We start from the raw sequence: 18571 nt of genomic DNA, 5'->3' as shown, positions 1-18571 counted from the left end.
GAATAAGCGCCAGGCAGTTCAGCGCAGGGCGGGTTTGTCGAACCAATATTGCCATTGCAAGCCGATCTGGCGGGTAAGGTCGCGGCTGCCGGCCCGGGCGCCGCGCGATTGCAACAGGTAGAAGGACAGCCGGTCCACCCCATTGGGCATGGCGCCGAACAGGCTGCCGCTTATGCCCAGGCGCGCCTCGTAGCCGGCGCCGCTGCGCTCGTGGTAGACCAGCCCGGCGCTGCCGAAGGCCGTCAGGGCGCGGCGGTAGCCAGTGCTTTCGGTTTCGTTGAAACCGACGGACAACTGGTATTGCCGACCCGACTGCGGCAGGAAGAAAGGCAGGAAAGGCCGGCCTTCTGGTTCGGGCTCCTGCTGCGGCTCCGGCCGGCGCGGGATCAGATCAAGATAACCGGGCGGCACCTCGCCGTCATGACGGTAGCGCGCATCGCTCCCGCTCAGCCGGATACCCAGATCGGGCGGGTCGAGCCGCAGCCGGTAGCCCGCTTCCCAGGTCAATTGGCGGCCGCGGCCAAGTGGCCGGCCCGACTGGGTTTCAAAGCGGCTGTCCTGATAATCGACGCGCAGATATTCGCGCCGACCCAGCCGCAGATCGAGACCCAGCGAACCATGGTCGCGTCGGCCGGCCACCCGTAGCGCGACCGAGTCATCGGCCGGCCGCCGCTGGCCCAGGGCCAGCCGTAATCCCAGATCGCGCTGGGCCTGCCAGTTGGCTTCGAGCAGCAGGCTGCCAAAGCGCTCGCGCGCTTCGCGCCGTTCGGCTTCGAGCCGCCATTGATAGCTGGCGCCGCCATGGCCGAAAGCCAGCGCGTAGCGACGATCGCGCACGGGGACGGCGCCCAGCGCCAAGGGGTCGCGGTTGCGCTGGCGCTCGTCGCGGACGGCCAGTTCAAGCCGGCCATGGGCACTATACGGAAACAGCAGTTCAATCCGATGGCTGCCGCTTTCCAGTGGCCCGCGCCGGTTCGATTCGGCCGCCAGCGCAAGGCGGCCGGTACGGCGCCAGAAGGCTTCCTGGAACTGCTGCTGAAGGATCTCATCATCGGGCCGCGCGGTCAGCGCCGCGGCCACCCAGGCCCGCTCCTCCCCCAGCCGGCCAAGCGCGCGGGCGGCATAGACCCGGTCATAGACCGAGACGGCGTCCTGCTGGCGCAGCAGCAACTGGCCGATCTGCTCGGTATCGTCGCGGTTGAGCGCCGTCAGCATCGACAGATAAGCCGGCGTGCTCAGCCCGCGCGCCTGGCGCAGCCACATGGCGTAATGGGCCGGGTCGAACTTTTCCTGGACCAGCTGCCAGTTGAGCAGCAATTCGGCCCGCGCCACGGCTTCATTCTCGTCCTGACTGCGCTCGCGCAGCAGGGTGCGGAAGATGGCGCTTTGGGCATCACCTGCGCTCTCGCTGAGCGCCAGCTGGGCCAACCGTTCGAGTTCATCCGGGGTGCGCAGGAAACGCTGCGGATTGTCTCGCGCCGCCTGACGCAATTGCTGCCATAGCGCCTGACGCACCCGCTTGGCCGACTCGGGCTGATTGGCCTGGGTCAGGATTTCTGCATAGGTGGTGAGCCAGAGCCGGTCTGGCTCCTGGCGGGCAGCACGCATCCGGCGCAGTTCGGCGCGGTAGTAATCGCGCGCTTCCATCGGCCGGCCCAGCGCCAGCAGCGCTGCCCCCATGGCCTGGCCGAGCTGGCGGTCGTGTCGGGCCGCCTCGCGCCAGTTTTCGACCAATTGGTTCAGTTCGCTCAGATTGCGGCTATCGACCATCATCCACAGATAGCCGGCCCGTAAGCCGTTATTGCCCGGGTCAAGCCGCAGCGCCGTGCGGTAGTCGTCGCGCGCCTGCCGTAGTCGTCCGCCTTGCAGGGCAGTCTGGGCGCGGATCAGCCAGTAGCGCGGCTGCTGTGCCATCAATGTCTGGGCCTCGGTGGTCTGGCTGGCGAAGAACCGTTCCAGCTCGCTCCAGTCGCCCGCGGCCTGTCCCAGTTCGAGCCAGCCCAGCAGCAGAACCGGATGGCGATGGCGCTGCCAGCCCAGCCAGGCGGCGCGGCGCGCTTCGGTCGGGTCGCTTTCCCGGCTGAGGCTGTAATAGGCCAGCAGATCGGCCAATGCCGGCTCCTCGACTGCCAGGGCCTGTCGATAACCGTGCCGGGCTGCTTCGGGCCGTTGCAGCATCAGGGCCAGTTCGCCATAGAACTTCCAGAACGGTGGCGGCGGGGTCTGCCCGGTGTCGCGTGCCAGACTGTCGAGCACCTCGAAGGCCGCTTCGGGTCGCCGCGTCTGCAACAGCACCTGGGCCAGTTTCTGGGCTAGAACTGGGTCTAGTCCGAAATCTTTCCATTCCAAACGATAGGTTTCTTCGGCGCCAGATATATCGCCTATCCAGCGTTGATACTGAGCCAGTCGATCTAGCAGTTTTTTTTCTCTTTGTTTCCCATATTGTTGGCGCAGCAACTGGATCGCCTGTTCCGGCTGGCCATTGGCGTCATAAGCCGCCACCAGTTGATCGAGCGCTTCGCCGCTGGCGTGGCCGCTGCGCAGCAAGGTTTCGAGCGCTTCGCGTTTGAGGACCGGGTCCAGCGTCTGGACGCTGAGCACGCGGATTTCTTCCCACGCAGTCGGTTCGCCCAGCCGGGCCGCATCAAGCCAGTGGCGGAGGCTCTCGTCCGGACGGTTCAGCCAGCGCGTCACCTGAGCGAGCCGGGTGCGCCAGGCCCGGTCGTCGGGTCTGGCCTGGACTGCCGCCCGGGCCAGCAGATAGGCGTCGTCGAGGTTACGGTTGGCCAGGAAGACCTGATAGCCCAGCAGATAGAGCGCATCGTCGAACGTGGCGGCGGGCTCGCCGGTGGCGACCTTGACCAACTGCCCGCCGCTGACCGGGCCGCCCAGTGCGGCAAACTGGAGCCGTTCGGCCTGATAGCGCCGCAGCAGGGCCATGCGCAGCGCCCGTTTGATAAAGCGCTCGGCCAGATCGGGTCGGCCGACGGCCAGCGCCATCCGGGTCAGTTGCTGCCACAGCGCCTGATCGTCGCCAAAACGCTCAAGCGGCTGTGCCAGGACCTGTGCGAGTTCGGAGTAGGCGTTGGCAGCCTGGAGGGCCTGTAGACCTGCCAGCAGCAGCCGGCGTCGCTCCGCCGGACTGGCGGCACGCTGTTCGGCCAGCAGCAGGAAACGGGCAGCCTGGCGTGGCTGTCCGACGGCGAGCAGTCGTTGGCCGACCCGTTCGCAGTCCTCGGCACTGGCACGGCGGTCGCGTTCGAGTCGTTGATAGAGCTGGTCCAGCAGCGATTCACCGGCCGGATCGCGCAGGATTTCACGCAGCAGCAGGTCCAGCGACTCATATGACCATTCGCCCGGGGCCAGCAGGCGGTCGAGCAGTTGGCGGATTTCCTGCCGCAGTGCCTGATCGCGTGCCACGGTACGGCGCCCCGGGTCGGTCCGGTCGCGCTCGGCGATGGCGGCACGCAATAACAGCAGGTCGGCGCGCCGATGCTCGGTCCGGTCGGCATGCTCGCGGGCCGCGCCGACGATGCCGCGGGCGACGTGATAATGGCCGAGCGACAATTCCTGTTCGGCCAGCAACCATTGCAGTTCGCTGTCGGTCGGGCTGGCCCGTACCAGATTGCGCAGGTATTGCAGTGACAATTCATTGGTGCGGGCCTGGGCGGCGATGGCCGAGAGTTCCTGTGAACGCGGAAAGATCAGTGCCAGGGCGCCCGCCACCGCCGCCGCCAGTGCCAGGACGGTGGTGGGCGGGAACAGGCGGTCACGCGGCACCGGCGCGGTGCCACGGGCCAGATCAAGACGGGCAGCGGAGTTCGAGTCGCTCGGCGGCATGGTCGGCGAGTCGGTAACGATGGATGGCCTGCTCGACTGCAACCGGCCGCAGCGGCCGGCCGTTCAGTTCGAGCCGGCAGCCCGGTGGCTGGACCAGGGCGAATTCGAGTGCCACGGCGGCATCAAGGCCGAGCCGCACGACACCTTCCTCGCGCTCCCAGCGGGTCAGCCGGCCATTGGCATCGTGCAGATAGGGCGGACGTGCCTGCGCGGCCGGCAGCAGCTCGGCATGGCGGCCGTCGCTCAGATGCAGATAGCGCCCCTGCGTCTGTACCCGCCAGCCGGCCAGGCCCTGGCTGCGAGAGAAGTCAGGCGCGGGCAGCGTCTCGGGTAGCCGGAAAGTCCGTAAGGCACCATCGCCCCGGATGCGCCAGCCCTCACCGTGGCGGGCGATGACCAGCCGGTTGAAATCGAGCACCTTGTCGATATAGGCCGAAGCAAATAATGGCAGAGTTTGCTGCTTTTGAGCCCAACGGTAGACCTGATGTAGCGCCTCAATGGCAGCTGGTTTGCTTGCCGAATAGGTGTGGTAGTAGATGTTGATCGGTTTCCAGCGCCGTGGCAGTTCGGTCATCTCGAAAGTCTCGATCACCCGGCGAAAGCCCCAGTACGGCCCGCTCCACAGATTGGTGTAGATGTTCTCGTTCTGCATCGGCGCAAACACCTGAAAACCCTGGCCTTTATCGAGGCCAAGCGGGGCAATCCGGGTCCAGCTCGGGCGGGTGCGGGTAATGGTGGTCTCACCGCCGTTCATATTGCGCACCCCATGGGCATAGGCCGAAGCCACCACTTCGGTCGAGGGATTGCAGTTGCCGGTCCACAGGAATACCTGGGCCCGCTTGCCGGCTGGTGCCAGCCGGCGGTCGATATAGTCGAGCGAGCCGCCGATCTCGCGCTCGGCGCTGAATACATAGCCCTTGACCGCCAGACTGACCCCTTCCTCGACTTCTCCCGCCTGTTCGAAAGCCTGCCATTTGAACGGGTGGGAATAGGAATGGCTGGCGATCTCGATATGGGGCAGGGCGAAGATGCGCTTGGCAATCGATTCAAGTTGCGGCGCCAGCGCCGGAAACAGACCGTGCGGCGCGACTTCGGCCTCGATCACCGAAACGGTGGTGGGTACCTGATAGACGGCCAGGAAGTCGCGCAACATCACCTCACCCGCCAAGGGCGTGCCGGGCAGCTCGGCCCGGCTCGGAAAGCCATCGCCGTCGATATGGGTAAGCCAGAGCCGGCGACCGTTTTCGGTGGTGGTATCGGCAATCGGCATCTCGGGCAGTTGCAGCGCTTCGCGCAGAAAACGCAGCGGTTCGAGCACCCAGAAGGTGTCGCTGCCATTGCTGCCCGGCATGGTGATCACGGTAAACGGCTCAAGCGCATAGCCGCCCCAGGGCGTGATGGCGACGGCATCGGCGCGCAGGGCGCCGTTTTGCAGGGTCAGCCAGGGCTTGCCGCGTTCGAGCCGCAAGGGCCGGAAAGCATCGCGCTCAGGATAGGGCTTGACCTCGAAACTTACCCCGGGCTCGCTATGGACCACTTCGACCGGTTTTTTCGGGTCGGTTTCCTCATTGCCGAAATGCAGGCCCCACCCGGCCAGCCAACTGTCGTCGGAGATGCCAAAGCGCGACAGGAAGGCCAGCGGTACGCCGTCGCCAAGCTGGCGGTCGAACCAGCGCTTGAGCTGGGCCGTGTCGCCGGCGCTGTCGCTGTTGAGCCAGCTCACCACTCCAGCGTAGCGCCCGGCCAGCACAAAGCCGGGAAGCGGTTTACGGGTGTCGAAATACTGCGGCACGAGTCCGAGGTAGTTGAGCGGCGTGGCCAGATAGCGCTGCGGATCGGCATAGGTCAGATCGTTGAACTGCTGGCTGTCGTACAGCACGGCCACCTTGCGCGGCAATACCTCGATGGTGCCGACGCCCAGATAATCGAGTTCGGGGTTGGCGACCCACGGGGTGATGCCATGGGCCATGATCCTGGCCGCCACGCTGCGTGCCTCGGCCCGGCGGCCAGGCGGCAGATAGTCGATGGCGGCGACCGGGAGCTTCCAGTCGCGTGCGGCACGGCCCAGCTGCTCAAGCAGCCAGCGCCGGTCGGCTTCCGGAACCTCGCGATAGCGGCGGGTGCTGGCATCCCAGCCGGCATAGAGCGACTCGGCGACCACCCCATCCGCGATGGGATGGAGATCCGGCAGGATTTCAAACCCGCGGTTGAACAGCAGCCTTGCTTCGGGATAGCGCGACTTGATCGCCCGCAGGGCACGCTTGAGCCCGGCTTCCTGTGCGGCACGGCTGGCAGGGTCGGGCGCGATCAGGTGATAGCTGTCCAGGGTGTCGAGGAAAAAAGCCCGCCAACCGCGTTCCCACAGCGGCGTGACGATGCGCTCGACCAGAAATGCCGGCCAGTCGGCGGCGGTCTGGTCGATCACCCGGCTGTTCCAGGCCCGGTTCTCGCCTTTGAGCCATGCCTTGGGCACCGTGGAGAAATAGGGGCGATCGGGGCTGATCTCACCCACGCTCAGATAGGCATACCAGCGCGTTTCAGGCCGGGCGGGCGGCGCCTTGGCCAGCTGTCCCGGCTCGAGCACCACCCGGTCGAAGGCTCGCAGCTCGTCGAGCGGCGGATCGGCACCATAGAAGAAAGCCAGGGCCGGCTGGTCGGCGGCCCAACCCACCATCGCGCAGCACAGCGCCCATAGCACCAGCAGACGCCATAACTGCTTCACGAGGCGCCAGCTTCGAGTAGGCGACGCAGACCCTGTTCCAGCGCCACGAAATCATGGGTACCCAGCGCTGCGGTCAGGGCATCGTTGCGGCTGGCCGAATGCACGATATCGCCTTCGGGCCGTGGTGCCAGCGTCACTTCGGGCGCACGGCCAAGAATGCTGCCCAGCACCGTGATCACCGAATTGAGCGAACGGCTGTGGCCCGTGGCGACATTGAGCACACCGCTGTGCTCGCTGAACAGGGCGCGGTGGTTGAACTCGGCGACATCCTTCACATAGATAAAGTCGCGTGTCTGTTCGCCATCGCCAAAGACGGTCAAGCCCTGGCCCTGGCGCAGCCGGTCGGTGAATTTGGACAGCACCCCGGCATAGGGGGAATGGGGATCCTGGCGCGGACCGTAGACGTTGAAGTAGCGCAGACCGAGGCAGGACAGGCCGTAGAGCGAGCCGAACAGGGCGGCGTACTGGTCGTTGATCAGTTTTTCCAGCCCGTAGGGAGAGACGGGCTGAACCGGCGACTGCTCGTCGAGCGGCAGATCGCGTGGCTGGCCGTAGACGGCGGCCGAGGAGGCATAGACCAGGCGGCCGATGCCCAGGCGACGGGCCGCGTCGAGCACATTGAGAAAACCGGTCAGATTGCGCGAAGCCGAGTCGCATGGCGCTTCGACTGAGGCCCGCACCGAGACCTGCGCCGCCAGATGGAGCACCCGGCTGCAACCGGCCATGCTGCGCTCGACCGCGGCAAGGTCACGAATATCACCTGTGACGATTTCCAACTGGGGATGACTGGGCAGATTGGCGCGGCGGCCGCTGGAGAAATCGTCGAACACCCGTACCGCCTGCCCGGCGGCCAGGAGACGCTCGGCACTGTGCGAACCGATAAAGCCGGCACCGCCGGTAATCAGAATGCATTCCATGGGGTTACTCCTGGTGGGCAGGGAAGTCAGTTGACGCTCGGGCACAGGCTCGTGTCGCCGAGCATGCTAATCAAGTTTGCTATCGAGTCAATCGCTTTATTTGTAACTACTAATCAGATAACAAGCCAGCAAAACGAGGCAGGTTTTATGCATATGGAATTGAAGGCGGCTGGAATAAGGGGATTTACACATATATATAAGCTATCGCCGAGTCCAAAGTTGTGGATAAACATAAATCCCTGGCGTGAGCGCTCATGGCGGGTGAGCATGAAAAGCCAAGGTTTTATTCGACGGGCGGTTTGTACAATCCGACAAAAGGCGGGGTGATGTGGGGCAACTATCGTACCCACAGTTGCTTTGTGCTATCGGGCTATCGACAGTTGGCGAGCGAGGCGGGAAAATGGCGGTTTCGTCTGTCCGGGCCAGTCGTGGCCGGACGTCTCGTTTCTGGAATCCCTATGATCGATATTCTTGCTCCGGTGATCGCTCTGGACGGCCCGTCGGCATCCGGCAAAGGTACCGTCGCTGCCCGGGTCGCGGCAGCGCTGGAATTCCACTATCTCGACTCCGGTGCACTGTACCGCCTGACTGCCCTGGCGGCAGTACGGCGCGGCGTGCTGTTCGACGATGTCGAGGGATTGACCGAAGTGGCGCGGGCGCTTGATGCGAGTTTCGTCGAAGGGGTGATTCTGCTCGATGGCGAAGAGGCTACCGAAGCGATCCGCAGCGAGGCAATCGGCGAGGGCGCTTCGCGCGTGGCGGCACTGGCGCCGGTACGCGATGCCCTGCTGGCACGCCAGCGCGCCTTCCAGCGGCTGCCGGGCCTGGTGGCTGACGGTCGCGATATGGGTTCCGTGGTCTTCCCCCAGGCCCAACTCAAGGTATTTTTGACCGCAACTGCCGAGGTAAGAGCCGAACGGCGCCATAAGCAGTTGATTGCAAAAGGGGAAGACGTTACAATCCAAAAGATTCTGGAGGACATTCAGCAGCGCGATGCGCGAGACAGCGCGCGCACTGTTGCGCCTCTGGTGCAATTGCCCGACGCCCGACTGCTCGACACCTCAGCAATGACCATCGACCAGGCCGTGCGGACGGTGCTCGGTTGGTGGGAGACCGTCCAGTCTTCCCGACCGTGAAGTAGGTGCCGGCCCACGCGCAATGCGGGGCCAGGCTTTATCAACTAACCCCAAGCGAGGTTCGCTTCGCCTGGGAAATTGGACAACCCTTAATGACTACCGCTGTTGCTTCCAACGCTATGGAAAGTTTTGCCGCCCTCTTCGAGGAAAGCCTCCAGTACAAGGAGATGCGCCTCGGTGAGGTGATCACCGCTGAAGTTGTCGGCATCGAAGACAAGTTCATCGTGGTGAACGCCGGTCTCAAGTCCGAGAGCCTGATCGACATCAACGAATTCAAGAACGACCAGGGCGAACTGGCCGTTAAGGTCGGTGATTTCGTGCAGGTCGCGATCGACAGTCTCGAAAACGGCTACGGCGAAACCAAGCTGTCGCGTGAAAAGGCCAAGCGCCTGGCCGCCTGGATCGAGCTCGAAGAAGCGCTCGAAAAGGGCTCGATCATGTCCGGTGTGATCTCGGGCAAGGTCAAGGGCGGTCTGACCGTCATGATCAACGGCATCCGCGCCTTCCTGCCGGGCTCGCTGGTCGACATCCGTCCGATCAAGGACACCAGCCCGTTTGAAGGCAAACAAGTCGAATTCAAGGTCATCAAGCTCGACCGCAAGCGCAACAACGTGGTGGTTTCGCGTCGCGCCGTGCTCGAAGAGACCATGGGCGAAGAGCGCGAGAAGCTCCTGTCCACGCTGCAAGAAGGCGCTGTGGTCAAGGGCATCGTCAAGAACATCACCGACTACGGTGCGTTCGTCGACCTGGGCGGCATCGATGGTCTGCTGCATATCACCGATCTGGCCTGGCGCCGTGTCAAGCACCCGAGCGAAGTGCTGTCGGTGGGTGATGAAGTCACTGCCAAGGTGCTCAAGTTCGACCAAGAGAAGAACCGCGTCAGCCTCGGCCTCAAGCAGCTGGGCGAAGATCCGTGGATCGGCCTGGGCCGTCGCTACCCGTCGGGCACCCGCCTGTTCGGCAAGGTCACCAACCTGACCGACTACGGCGCCTTCGTCGAAATCGAACAAGGCATCGAAGGTCTGGTCCACGTGTCCGAAATGGACTGGACCAACAAGAACATCCACCCGACCAAGGTCGTCCAGCTCGGCGACGAAGTCGAAGTGATGATTCTCGAGATCGACGAAGACCGTCGCCGTATCTCGCTGGGCATGAAGCAGTGCATGGCCAATCCGTGGGACGAATTTGCCGCCAACTACAAGAAGGGCGACAAGATCCGCGGCGCCATCAAGTCGATTACTGACTTTGGCGTGTTTATCGGCCTGCCGGGCGGCATCGACGGCCTGGTCCACCTCAGCGATCTGAGCTGGAACGTGGCTGGCGAAGAAGCCGTGCGCCAGTACAAGAAGGGCGATGAAGTCGAAGCCGTGGTGCTGTCGATCGATGTCGAGCGCGAGCGCATCTCCATGGGCATCAAGCAGCTCGAAGGCGATCCGTTCAACAACTTCGTCTCGACCCACGACAAGGGCTCCCTGGTCAAGGGTACGGTCAAGTCGCTCGACGCCAAGGGTGCCGTCATCGCCCTGAGCGACGAAGTCGAAGGCTACCTGCGTGCCACCGAAATCTCGCGCGACCGCGTCGAGAATATCGGTTCGGTGCTCAAGGAAGGCGACGAAGTCGAGGCCATGATCATCAACATCGATCGCAAGAACCGCTCGATCAATCTGTCGATCAAGGCTAAGGACATCGCTGATGATTCCAGCGCGATGAGCAAGCTCTCGGCCGAATCGTCCGGCAGTGCCGGCACGACCAATCTGGGTGCCCTGCTGAAGGCTAAGCTGTCCGGTAACAACGCCGAGTGATGCCATGCCTTTAGGGAGCCCCATGACCAAGTCCGAACTGATCGCCAAGCTCGCGGAGCGTTATCCGCAGCTGGTGGCGAAGGACGCCGAATTGGCCGTGAAGACAATCCTCGATGCGATGGCCACCAGCCTCGCCAGGGGGCAACGGATCGAAATCCGGGGCTTCGGTAGCTTCGATCTGAATTACCGCCCGCCACGGGTGGGACGCAACCCGAAGTCCGGCACCAAGGTGTCGGTGCCGGAAAAATATGTGCCCCACTTCAAGGCAGGTAAGGAACTCAGAGAGCGGGTGGATATCCAGGACGAATAAACCTTCGCCCTGGCACCGCCTGGAGGCTGTGCATCAGAACCGGGAAAACGCGACGTCGTAGGGCGTCGCGTTTTCTTTTCCGCGTGCCGTCTCACTACCGATGAACCTTATCTCGGGTAAAATAGCCCGCATTTCGGTTCGCGGACCCAGCCATGCGCTACTTAACCCTGTTCGTCAAGATCGTGGTGTTTCTGCTGCTGTTCGCCTTCGCCAGCCAGAATACCCATCCCGTCACCCTGAACGGCCTGTTGGGCGTGAAATGGGATAGCCCGCTGGTGCTGTTCCTGCTGGTGTTCTTCGTGCTGGGAGCCGTTACCGGCGTGTTGGCCATGCTGGTCTATGTATTCCGCCTGCGCCGCGAACTGGCCGATACCAAAAAACAACTGCGCCGCTATATCGAGCGTCCGGCGCCGAAATCGGCCGCTGAGGTCGAACCGTCGGCGCCGCTTGACGCCGTCGTCTGAGCGCCAACCGCCCGGCCCGAGGTCTCCGGGCGGCTTTTTCCAAGGAGTCCTTGTGGAATTCGAAGCCTGGTGGCTGATTCTGTTGGCGGTTTTCTTTACCCTGGGCTGGCTGGCGGCCCGGGTGGATATCAAGCATGTGCTATCCGATTCCAAGCTGCTGCCACGCCAGTATTTCGAAGGTCTCAACCATCTGCTGAGCGACCGCACCGACAAGGCGGTCGAAGTATTTGTCGATCTGGCGCGCAACCACAGCGAAACGGTCGAGCTGCAATTTGCGCTGGGTCATTTGTTTCGGCGCAAGGGCGAGATCGAACGCGCCATCCGCATGCATCAGAAGCTGCTCGACCGCCCTGAGCTGCGTCCCTACGACAAACAGTCGGCCCAATACGAACTGGCGCTCGACTTTATGAAGGCCGGTCTGTTCGACCGCGCCGAAGAACTGTTCGCCCGACTCGACGAAACCGAGTTCGCCCGTGCCGCCCGCCGCCATCTGCTCGATATCTACCAGCAGGAGAAAGAGTGGAAGAAGGCCATCGAGGTGGCCCAGCAGCTACGCGACACCAGCCATACCTACCAGCACGAGATCGCCGAGTTCTACTGCGAGCTGGCCAATCAGGCCGCGATCAAGTCGCAACCGAGCGAAGCCCACCAATATTTGCAGCAGGCCCTGGCCGAACACCGCAAGTGTGTACGGGCCAACCTGATCCTGGGTGATCTGGCGGCCGCCGAAGGCCGCTTCGAGGATGCAATCGAATGCTGGCTGCGCATCGAATCGCAAGACCACCGTTTCCTGCCGTTTGCCGCCCGCAAACTGCTCGATGCCTACGACCGGCTCAACCGAGCCGAAGAGGGCACGGCGCTGGTGCGCGGCTTTCTCGCCACCTATCCCGAGCTCGATATGCTCGATGTGGTGTATGAGCGTATCGCGGCCACCGAGAGCGGCGCGCTGGCCTACGACTGGTTGCGTGAGGAACTGCGCCGTAATCCGACCATGCCGGGCCTGGTCAAGCTGCTCGACGCCCAGGCCGCTGCCGCGCCGCCCGAGCGCAAGGCCGAGCTCGATGTCACCTTGCGTCTGGTCCACGACGCGACGCGCGGATTGTCGATGTATCACTGCGCCAGTTGCGGTTTCAAGGCGCGTCAGTATTTCTGGCGCTGTCCCGCTTGCAACGACTGGGAGTCGTTCCTGCCGGCCCGCGGCCAGCTCAAGCATTAGCCTTCGCCAGACGCGAAATCGATTGGAAAAACCAAGCATGGGTATTCGGTATCAGGCCAGCCATAATGCGGCCTCGCAGCACCTAGCCCTTCCTTCTTATCGCGGTGAGCCTTCGCTTTCCAAGTAGGCTTTCCGCTTTTGCCTAAGGATACCGTGTCCATGGTCCACACCCCCATCATCGTCCCGCTCGACTTCGACAATGCCGCCCAGGCCCTGGCCTTTGCCGATCGGGTGACGCCGGAACTGTGCCGGCTCAAGGTCGGTAAGGAACTCTTTACGGCCGAAGGTCCGCAACTGGTCGAACAGCTGGTTGGGCGCGGCTACGAGGTGTTTCTCGATCTGAAGTTCCACGATATTCCCAATACGGTGGCCCAGGCGGTCAAGGCTGCCGCCCGGCTTGGGGTGTGGATGGTCAATGTCCATGCCCAGGGCGGCCGCAAAATGATGTGCGCCGCGCGCGAGATGCTCGAGGCCCAGTCGCATCGGCCGCTGCTGATCGGTGTCACGGTGCTGACCAGTCTCGATGGTCACGATCTGGCCGAGGTCGGTCTGCCCGAACCGGCGATCCAGGTGCCTCTGCTGGCAAGGCTGGCCCAGGAATGCGGCCTGGACGGCGTAGTCTGCTCGGCACGGGAAGCCTCCACCTTGAAGCAACTGTGCGGTGCCGACTTCAAACTGGTGACGCCCGGTATCCGTCCCGCCGGCAGCAGCCAGGATGACCAGAGCCGGGTGATGACCCCCGAGGCGGCGCTCGCTGCGGGGGCCGATTACCTGGTGATCGGCCGACCCATTACCCAGAGCGTCGATCCGCTCGCTACTTTGACGGCCATCCGTACCAGCCTGGCCGTCTGATTCACGAGGATAAGCAATGAAAATCACGGTCGTCGGCAGCGGTTATGTCGGACTGGTAACGGGCGCCTGTCTTGCCGAAGTCGGCAATGATGTGTTGTGTCTCGATCTCGACCCACGCAAGATCGCCACGCTGCGTGAAGGCGGCATCCCGATCTATGAACCGGGTCTGGAGGACATGGTGCGCCGCAATGCCGCCGCTGCCCGGCTGCGCTTTACCACCTCGGTCGAAGAGGCGGTCGAGCATGGCACGATCCAATTCATCGCCGTCGGCACTCCGCCTGGCGAGGACGGTTCGGCCGATCTGCAATATGTGGTGGCGGCGGCGCGCAATATCGGCCGTTATATGGACGGCTATAAGCTGGTGGTTGACAAGTCCACCGTTCCGGTCGGCACGGCCGACCGGGTACGTGCCGCCATCGCCGAGGAGCTGACGGCGCGTGGGCTCAAGCTGCATTTCGATATGGTCTCCAATCCCGAATTCCTCAAAGAAGGTGCCGCGATCGAAGATTTCATGCGGCCCGACCGAATTGTGATCGGCGCCGACAGCGAGCAGGCACGCGATACCATGCGCCAGCTTTACCGGCCGTTCCAGCGCAACCATGAACGGCTGATCGTGATGGACGTGCGCTCGGCCGAGCTGACCAAGTATGCCGCCAACGCCATGCTGGCGACCCGGATCTCGTTTATGAACGAGCTGGCCAATCTGGCCGAGTTGCTCGATGCCGATATCGAGCAGGTGCGCCAGGGCATCGGCGCCGATCCGCGGATCGGCTACCACTTCCTTTATCCGGGCGTTGGCTACGGAGGGTCGTGTTTTCCCAAGGATGTGAGCGCACTGCGCCGTACTGCGGCCGAGCACGGCATGGAGATGCAACTGCTGGGCGCAGTCGAGCAGGTCAATGCCTTGCAGAAGCAACGGTTGGTCAACAAGGTCGAGCGCCATTTCGGCGCCGATCTGTGCGGCCGGCATTTCGCCCTGTGGGGACTGGCTTTCAAGCCCAATACCGACGATATGCGTGAAGCGCCCAGCCTCGATATCATCGACGGCCTGTTGGCGCGTGGTGCGACGGTGACGGCCTACGATCCGGTGGCGATCCATGAAGCCAAGAAGCTGCTCGGTGAACGTATCCGCTATGCGGCCAATCCCATGGCCGCGCTCGATGGGGCCGATGCGCTGCTGATCGCGACCGAGTGGAAGGAATTCCGCAGTCCCGACTTCGAGGCGATCCGCGCCAAGCTGCGTCAGCCGCTGATCTTCGATGGACGCAATCTGTACGAACCGGCAGCCATGCGTGAGCTGGGCTTTGACTATGAGGCGATCGGCCGTCGTTGAGCCGAGTCGGTGTGGGAGCGGTAAAATTTTATTTTTTAATATGTTCAGCCATGCATCTTGTGATGCCTTGGCTGGATATTTTATTTTCTTGCTCGATCGCCTCCTGGCGGCCAAGGCCGGCGAGAGCGGGAGTGATCGACTAAAGGTACGAAGCTGATGAAATACCAAACCTTGCGGCGAGAACTGGACCGGGCCCGCATCCTGGTCGTGGGCGATGTGATGCTCGACCGTTACTGGTTCGGCGATTGCGAACGGATCTCGCCCGAGGCGCCGGTCCCGGTGGCGCGGATCACCCGGACCGAGGAGCGGGCCGGTGGTGCGGCCAATGTGGCGCGCAATATCGCGGCGCTCGGCGCGCAGGCGACCTTGCTGTCGGTGGTCGGTGACGATGAGGCCGGCCGCAGCCTCGAAGCGCTGCTGCGCCGCGATAGCGTCACGACCTCGTTGCGCCGCGACGCCAGCATCACCACCACGGTCAAGTTACGTGTGGTGGCGCGCCAGCAGCAACTGATCCGGCTCGATTTCGAATACACCCCAAGCCATGAAGTGCTGGCCGCCAAGCTGGGCGACTACCATGCGATGTTGGCTGAACACGATGCCGTGGTGCTGTCCGACTACGGCAAGGGTGGTCTCACCCATGTGGTCGAAATGATCGAAGCTGCCTGCCGCGCGGGTAAGCCGGTACTGGTCGATCCGAAAGGCGATGATTACCGGCGCTACTACGGTGCCACCCTGCTGACCCCCAATCGGGCTGAACTGCGCCAGGTGGTCGGTCGTTGGGCTGATGAGGCGGAACTGGAGCGCAAAGCGCAGACACTGCGCGGCGAACTCGGTCTGTCTGCCCTATTGGTGACTCGCTCGGAAGAGGGGATGAGCCTGTACCGGGACAGTGGTGTCTTCCATGTGCCGACAGTGGCCCGTGAAGTGTTCGATGTGTCTGGGGCGGGAGATACCGTGATTGCCACGCTGGCAGCCATGCTGGCGGCTGGACAACCGCTCGAGTTTGCCACCGACTGGGCCAACAGGGCGGCCGGCATTGTGGTCGGCAAGCTCGGCACGGCGGTGGCGACCGCCGATGAAGTGTTCGGACAGTAAGGATTGCCTGGCCGGTCCGATCCAGCACCGATGGGGTCGGACTGTCCGCAGATCCAACCTCTCCCCGCACGCTGCAACGGCCTGCTTCCACCAGCTCCTCTCACTTGTGCCATCACCGTCGATGCCCGGTCCGGAGGCAGAGGGAACGGCTGACTGAGCCGTCTGTTCCTGCGGGGCTGGGCTGGTTGGGGTGTCCGGACAGAAAAGCGGCAAGAGCACCACAAACTTCCGTGCCAACAGCAGAGGCGCTGGGCCGGTAAAAATGCCGGTTTACAGCAAGCGCGACATTGTCATACAGTGGCCACCAGCCGAGGAGATCGGCCTAACTTTCAGAGGGGTTCTCTGACCATGATTGACCTGATTGTCTACATTGGGCGTTTCCAGCCCGCCCACAGCGCCCATCTGAGCGTGATCCGCCAGGCGCTCAAACAGGCCCGCCATCTTCTGGTGCTGGCCGGTTCCGCCAACAAATCCCGCAATATCAAAAACCCGTTTCTGGTCGAAGAGCGCGCCGTCATGTTGTCGGCCTGTCTGCCCGAGGCCGAGCGTGAGCGTCTGACCGTATTGCCGCTCAACGATCATCTCTACAACGAAGAGGTGTGGCTGGCCGAAGTGCAGGAAGCGGTCAAAGGCGTGGCGGAGCGGTTGGCAGCCAAGCAGATTGCCATCATCGGCTGCGAGAAGGACGACAGTTCCTACTACCTGCGCTGTTTCCCGCAGTGGACGCTGATCAACTACCCTTATCTGGACGGTATGGATGCCACGGAAATCCGCCGTCTCTATTTCGACCAGCCCAGCGATGGCGACTGGATGCGGCTGACGGCGATGCTGCCCGCTCCGGTATTGGAATTCATGAAAAGTTTCAGCCGGGGCAAACACTATCCCAAGCTGGTCGAGGAATACCGCTTTATCGAAGACTACCGCGCCGCCTGGGCGGTGGCGCCTTACCCGCCGACCTTCGTGACAGTCGATTGCGTGGTGGTTCACTCGGGCCATGTGCTGCTGGTGAAGCGGGCGGCCGATCCGGGGCGGGGGCTGTGGGCGCTGCCCGGTGGTTTTCTCGATCAGCGCGAAACGGTGGAAGCCGCCGCGCTGCGTGAATTAAAAGAGGAAACCCGGATCAAGCTGCCCCTGCCGGTATTGCGCGGGGCCATTCGGGCCAGCCGTCTGTTCGATCACCCCGACCGCAGTCTGCGCGGCCGGACGCTGACCCAGGCGTTCTATCTGCTGTTCCCGGCAGGTGAAATGCCCCCGGTCAAAGGCGGTGATGACGCCAAGGCGGCACGCTGGGTGCCCTTGGCCGATCTGCGCCAGATGGAGCGCGAGTTTTTCGAGGATCACCTGGAGATCATCCAGTATTTCACTGGCACGCTGTAAGTTGCCGTTTTCCAGGGCGGCGCGGGGAGCGCCGCCAAATGTTAGCAAGGAGATTGCTATGAATGCCCTGTTGCCCGCCAACCCCATCCTGAATACCGATTCGTACAAAACCAGCCACTGGCTGCAATACCCTCCGGGTACCGATGCCATGCTGAGTTATGTCGAAAGCCGAGGAGGCCGATTTGACCGGCTGCTCTGGTTCGGTCTGCAAGCAATCCTCAAGGAATACCTGGCTCAGCCAATAAGCCGTGCCCATATCGAAGAAGCCGAGGAAGTGCTGCGGCTCCATGGCGTGCCGTTCAACCGGTCCGGTTTCGACTATCTGATCGAACGGCATGGCGGCCACTGGCCGGTGGAGATCCGGGCGCTGCCCGAGGGGACGGTGGCGCCGACGGGAGTGCCCTTGCTGACCATCGCCTCGACCGATCCGGCCGCTTTCTGGGCGGTGTCCTATCTCGAAACCCTGTTGATGCGGGTGTGGTATCCGACCACGGTGGCCACACAGAGCTGGCATGCGCGCCGCCTGATCCAGCGTTATCTCGACAAGACCGCCGACAGTGCAGAGAGTCTGCCGTTCAAGCTCCATGATTTTGGCGCACGCGGGGTGTCGAGTTATGAATCGGCCGCCTTGGGTGGCATGGCGCATCTGGTCAATTTCCTCGGGACCGATACCTTGGCGGCGCTGGTCGCGGCCCGCCGCTACTACGATGCGGGGCCGGCCTGCGCCTACTCGATTCCGGCGGCCGAGCACTCGACCATCACCAGTTGGGGGCCGCAGGGCGAGGTGGACGCCTACCGCAATATGCTGGAGCGCTTCGCCAAGCCCGGTGCGGTGGTGGCGGTGGTCAGCGACAGCTACGACATCTTCCACGCGGTCGAGAAATTATGGGGGGGCGAACTGCGCCAGCAGGTGATTGATTCGGGCGCCACCCTGGTGGTGCGCCCCGATTCAGGTGACCCGGCCACCATTGTGAGTCAGGTGGTGCAGCGGCTCGATGCGGCGTTCGGTTCCACCGTCAACAGCAAGGGCTTCAAGCTGCTCAACCATGTGCGGGTGATCCAGGGCGATGGGGTCAATCTGAACTCGATGGAGCTGATCCTGGGCGGTCTGTCGGCGCGCGGTTATAGTACCGACAATGTGGCTTTCGGCATGGGAGGCGCCTTGTTGCAGCAGCTCGATCGTGATACCCAGCGCTTTGCCATGAAATGCTGTGCGGTGCGGGTCAACGGGAGCTGGCGCGAGGTGTTCAAGGCGCCGGTGACAGACCCGGGTAAGCGTTCCAAGGCCGGTCTGCTGACCACCTACCGACTGGCCGATGGCTCGTTGCAGTGGGGGCTGCAAGGCCAGGTGCCTGCCGGTGCCGAAGAAGCCTTGTTGCCGGTATGGCGCCATGGCGAATTATTGCTTGAGCAGAATTTCGCCCAGATCCGCCAGCGCGCCGCCGCTTGAGGCGACTCGACAACAAAAAGCCCTGCATGGCAGGGCTTTTTCTTTTTCCTCGCTTGG

At 63.2% G+C, this 18571-nt stretch carries 13 protein-coding genes; 10 read left to right on the top strand and 3 right to left on the bottom strand.

Going from position 1 to position 18571, the window contains the following annotated elements:
- Positions 1-18 precede the first annotated feature (18 nt).
- The 3 genes from ACFOW7_RS05650 to ACFOW7_RS05640 are packed head-to-tail and all read right to left on the bottom strand — an operon-like array spanning position 19 to position 7479.
- Positions 19-3840 carry a tetratricopeptide repeat protein gene (locus tag ACFOW7_RS05650; protein ID WP_378161954.1) on the bottom strand — a complete coding sequence of 1274 codons (3822 nt, stop codon included), beginning with the start codon at positions 3838-3840 and terminating at the stop codon, positions 19-21.
- Positions 3803-6562 carry a bifunctional glycoside hydrolase 114/ polysaccharide deacetylase family protein gene (locus ACFOW7_RS05645; RefSeq protein ID WP_378161952.1) on the bottom strand — a complete coding sequence of 920 codons (2760 nt, stop codon included), beginning with the start codon at positions 6560-6562 and terminating at the stop codon, positions 3803-3805. Before ACFOW7_RS05645 ends, ACFOW7_RS05650 begins: the two co-directional genes overlap by 38 nt.
- Positions 6559-7479, bottom strand: a complete 921-nt coding sequence (locus ACFOW7_RS05640; protein ID WP_378161950.1) for an NAD-dependent epimerase/dehydratase family protein — start codon at positions 7477-7479, stop codon at positions 6559-6561. The genes ACFOW7_RS05645 and ACFOW7_RS05640 overlap by 4 nt, the downstream gene beginning before the upstream one ends.
- Positions 7480-7937: 458 nt before the next feature.
- Here ACFOW7_RS05640 and cmk point away from each other — a divergent pair, with 458 nt between their 5' ends.
- From cmk to ACFOW7_RS05590, 10 genes are all read left to right on the top strand, one after another.
- Positions 7938-8615 carry a (d)CMP kinase gene (gene cmk, locus ACFOW7_RS05635; RefSeq protein WP_378161948.1) on the top strand — a complete coding sequence of 226 codons (678 nt, stop codon included), beginning with the start codon at positions 7938-7940 and terminating at the stop codon, positions 8613-8615.
- 119 nt (positions 8616-8734) lie between these two features.
- The gene (rpsA, locus tag ACFOW7_RS05630; RefSeq protein ID WP_378167980.1) at positions 8735-10417 is read left to right on the top strand and encodes a 30S ribosomal protein S1; all 1683 of its coding nucleotides are present in this window, start codon (positions 8735-8737) and stop codon (positions 10415-10417) included.
- 22 nt (positions 10418-10439) lie between these two features.
- Positions 10440-10727, top strand: coding sequence for an integration host factor subunit beta (locus ACFOW7_RS05625; protein ID WP_378161946.1), 288 nt, complete (start codon positions 10440-10442; stop codon positions 10725-10727).
- A 152-nt stretch (positions 10728-10879) separates the two neighbouring features.
- Positions 10880-11191, top strand: a complete 312-nt coding sequence (locus tag ACFOW7_RS05620) for a LapA family protein (RefSeq protein ID WP_378161944.1) — start codon at positions 10880-10882, stop codon at positions 11189-11191.
- 52 nt (positions 11192-11243) lie between these two features.
- On the top strand, positions 11244-12407 hold the full coding sequence (gene lapB / locus ACFOW7_RS05615; protein WP_378161942.1) for a lipopolysaccharide assembly protein LapB: 1164 nt from the start codon (positions 11244-11246) through the stop codon (positions 12405-12407).
- 159 nt (positions 12408-12566) lie between these two features.
- On the top strand, positions 12567-13259 hold the full coding sequence (gene pyrF / locus ACFOW7_RS05610; RefSeq protein WP_449252215.1) for an orotidine-5'-phosphate decarboxylase: 693 nt from the start codon (positions 12567-12569) through the stop codon (positions 13257-13259).
- Between the two features lie 16 nt (positions 13260-13275).
- Entirely contained in the window at positions 13276-14592 is a 1317-nt protein-coding gene (locus ACFOW7_RS05605; RefSeq protein ID WP_378161938.1) for a UDP-glucose dehydrogenase family protein, read from the top strand.
- A 156-nt stretch (positions 14593-14748) separates the two neighbouring features.
- The gene (rfaE1, locus tag ACFOW7_RS05600) at positions 14749-15687 is read left to right on the top strand and encodes a D-glycero-beta-D-manno-heptose-7-phosphate kinase (protein WP_378161936.1); all 939 of its coding nucleotides are present in this window, start codon (positions 14749-14751) and stop codon (positions 15685-15687) included.
- A gap of 348 nt (positions 15688-16035) precedes the next feature.
- Positions 16036-17064 (top strand): bifunctional nicotinamide-nucleotide adenylyltransferase/Nudix hydroxylase, encoded by a 1029-nt coding sequence (locus ACFOW7_RS05595; RefSeq protein ID WP_378161934.1) that lies wholly within the window; start codon positions 16036-16038, stop codon positions 17062-17064.
- Between the two features lie 58 nt (positions 17065-17122).
- Positions 17123-18514, top strand: coding sequence for a nicotinate phosphoribosyltransferase (locus ACFOW7_RS05590; protein ID WP_378161932.1), 1392 nt, complete (start codon positions 17123-17125; stop codon positions 18512-18514).
- The last annotated feature ends 57 nt before the right edge of the window (positions 18515-18571 follow it).

Source organism: Chitinimonas lacunae, from assembly GCF_042650885.1.
Taxonomy (GTDB): domain Bacteria; phylum Pseudomonadota; class Gammaproteobacteria; order Burkholderiales; family Chitinimonadaceae; genus Chitinimonas_A; species Chitinimonas_A lacunae.
The sequence above is the reverse complement of the archived record's forward strand: the minus strand, read 5'-3'. Positions and strand labels throughout refer to the sequence as shown.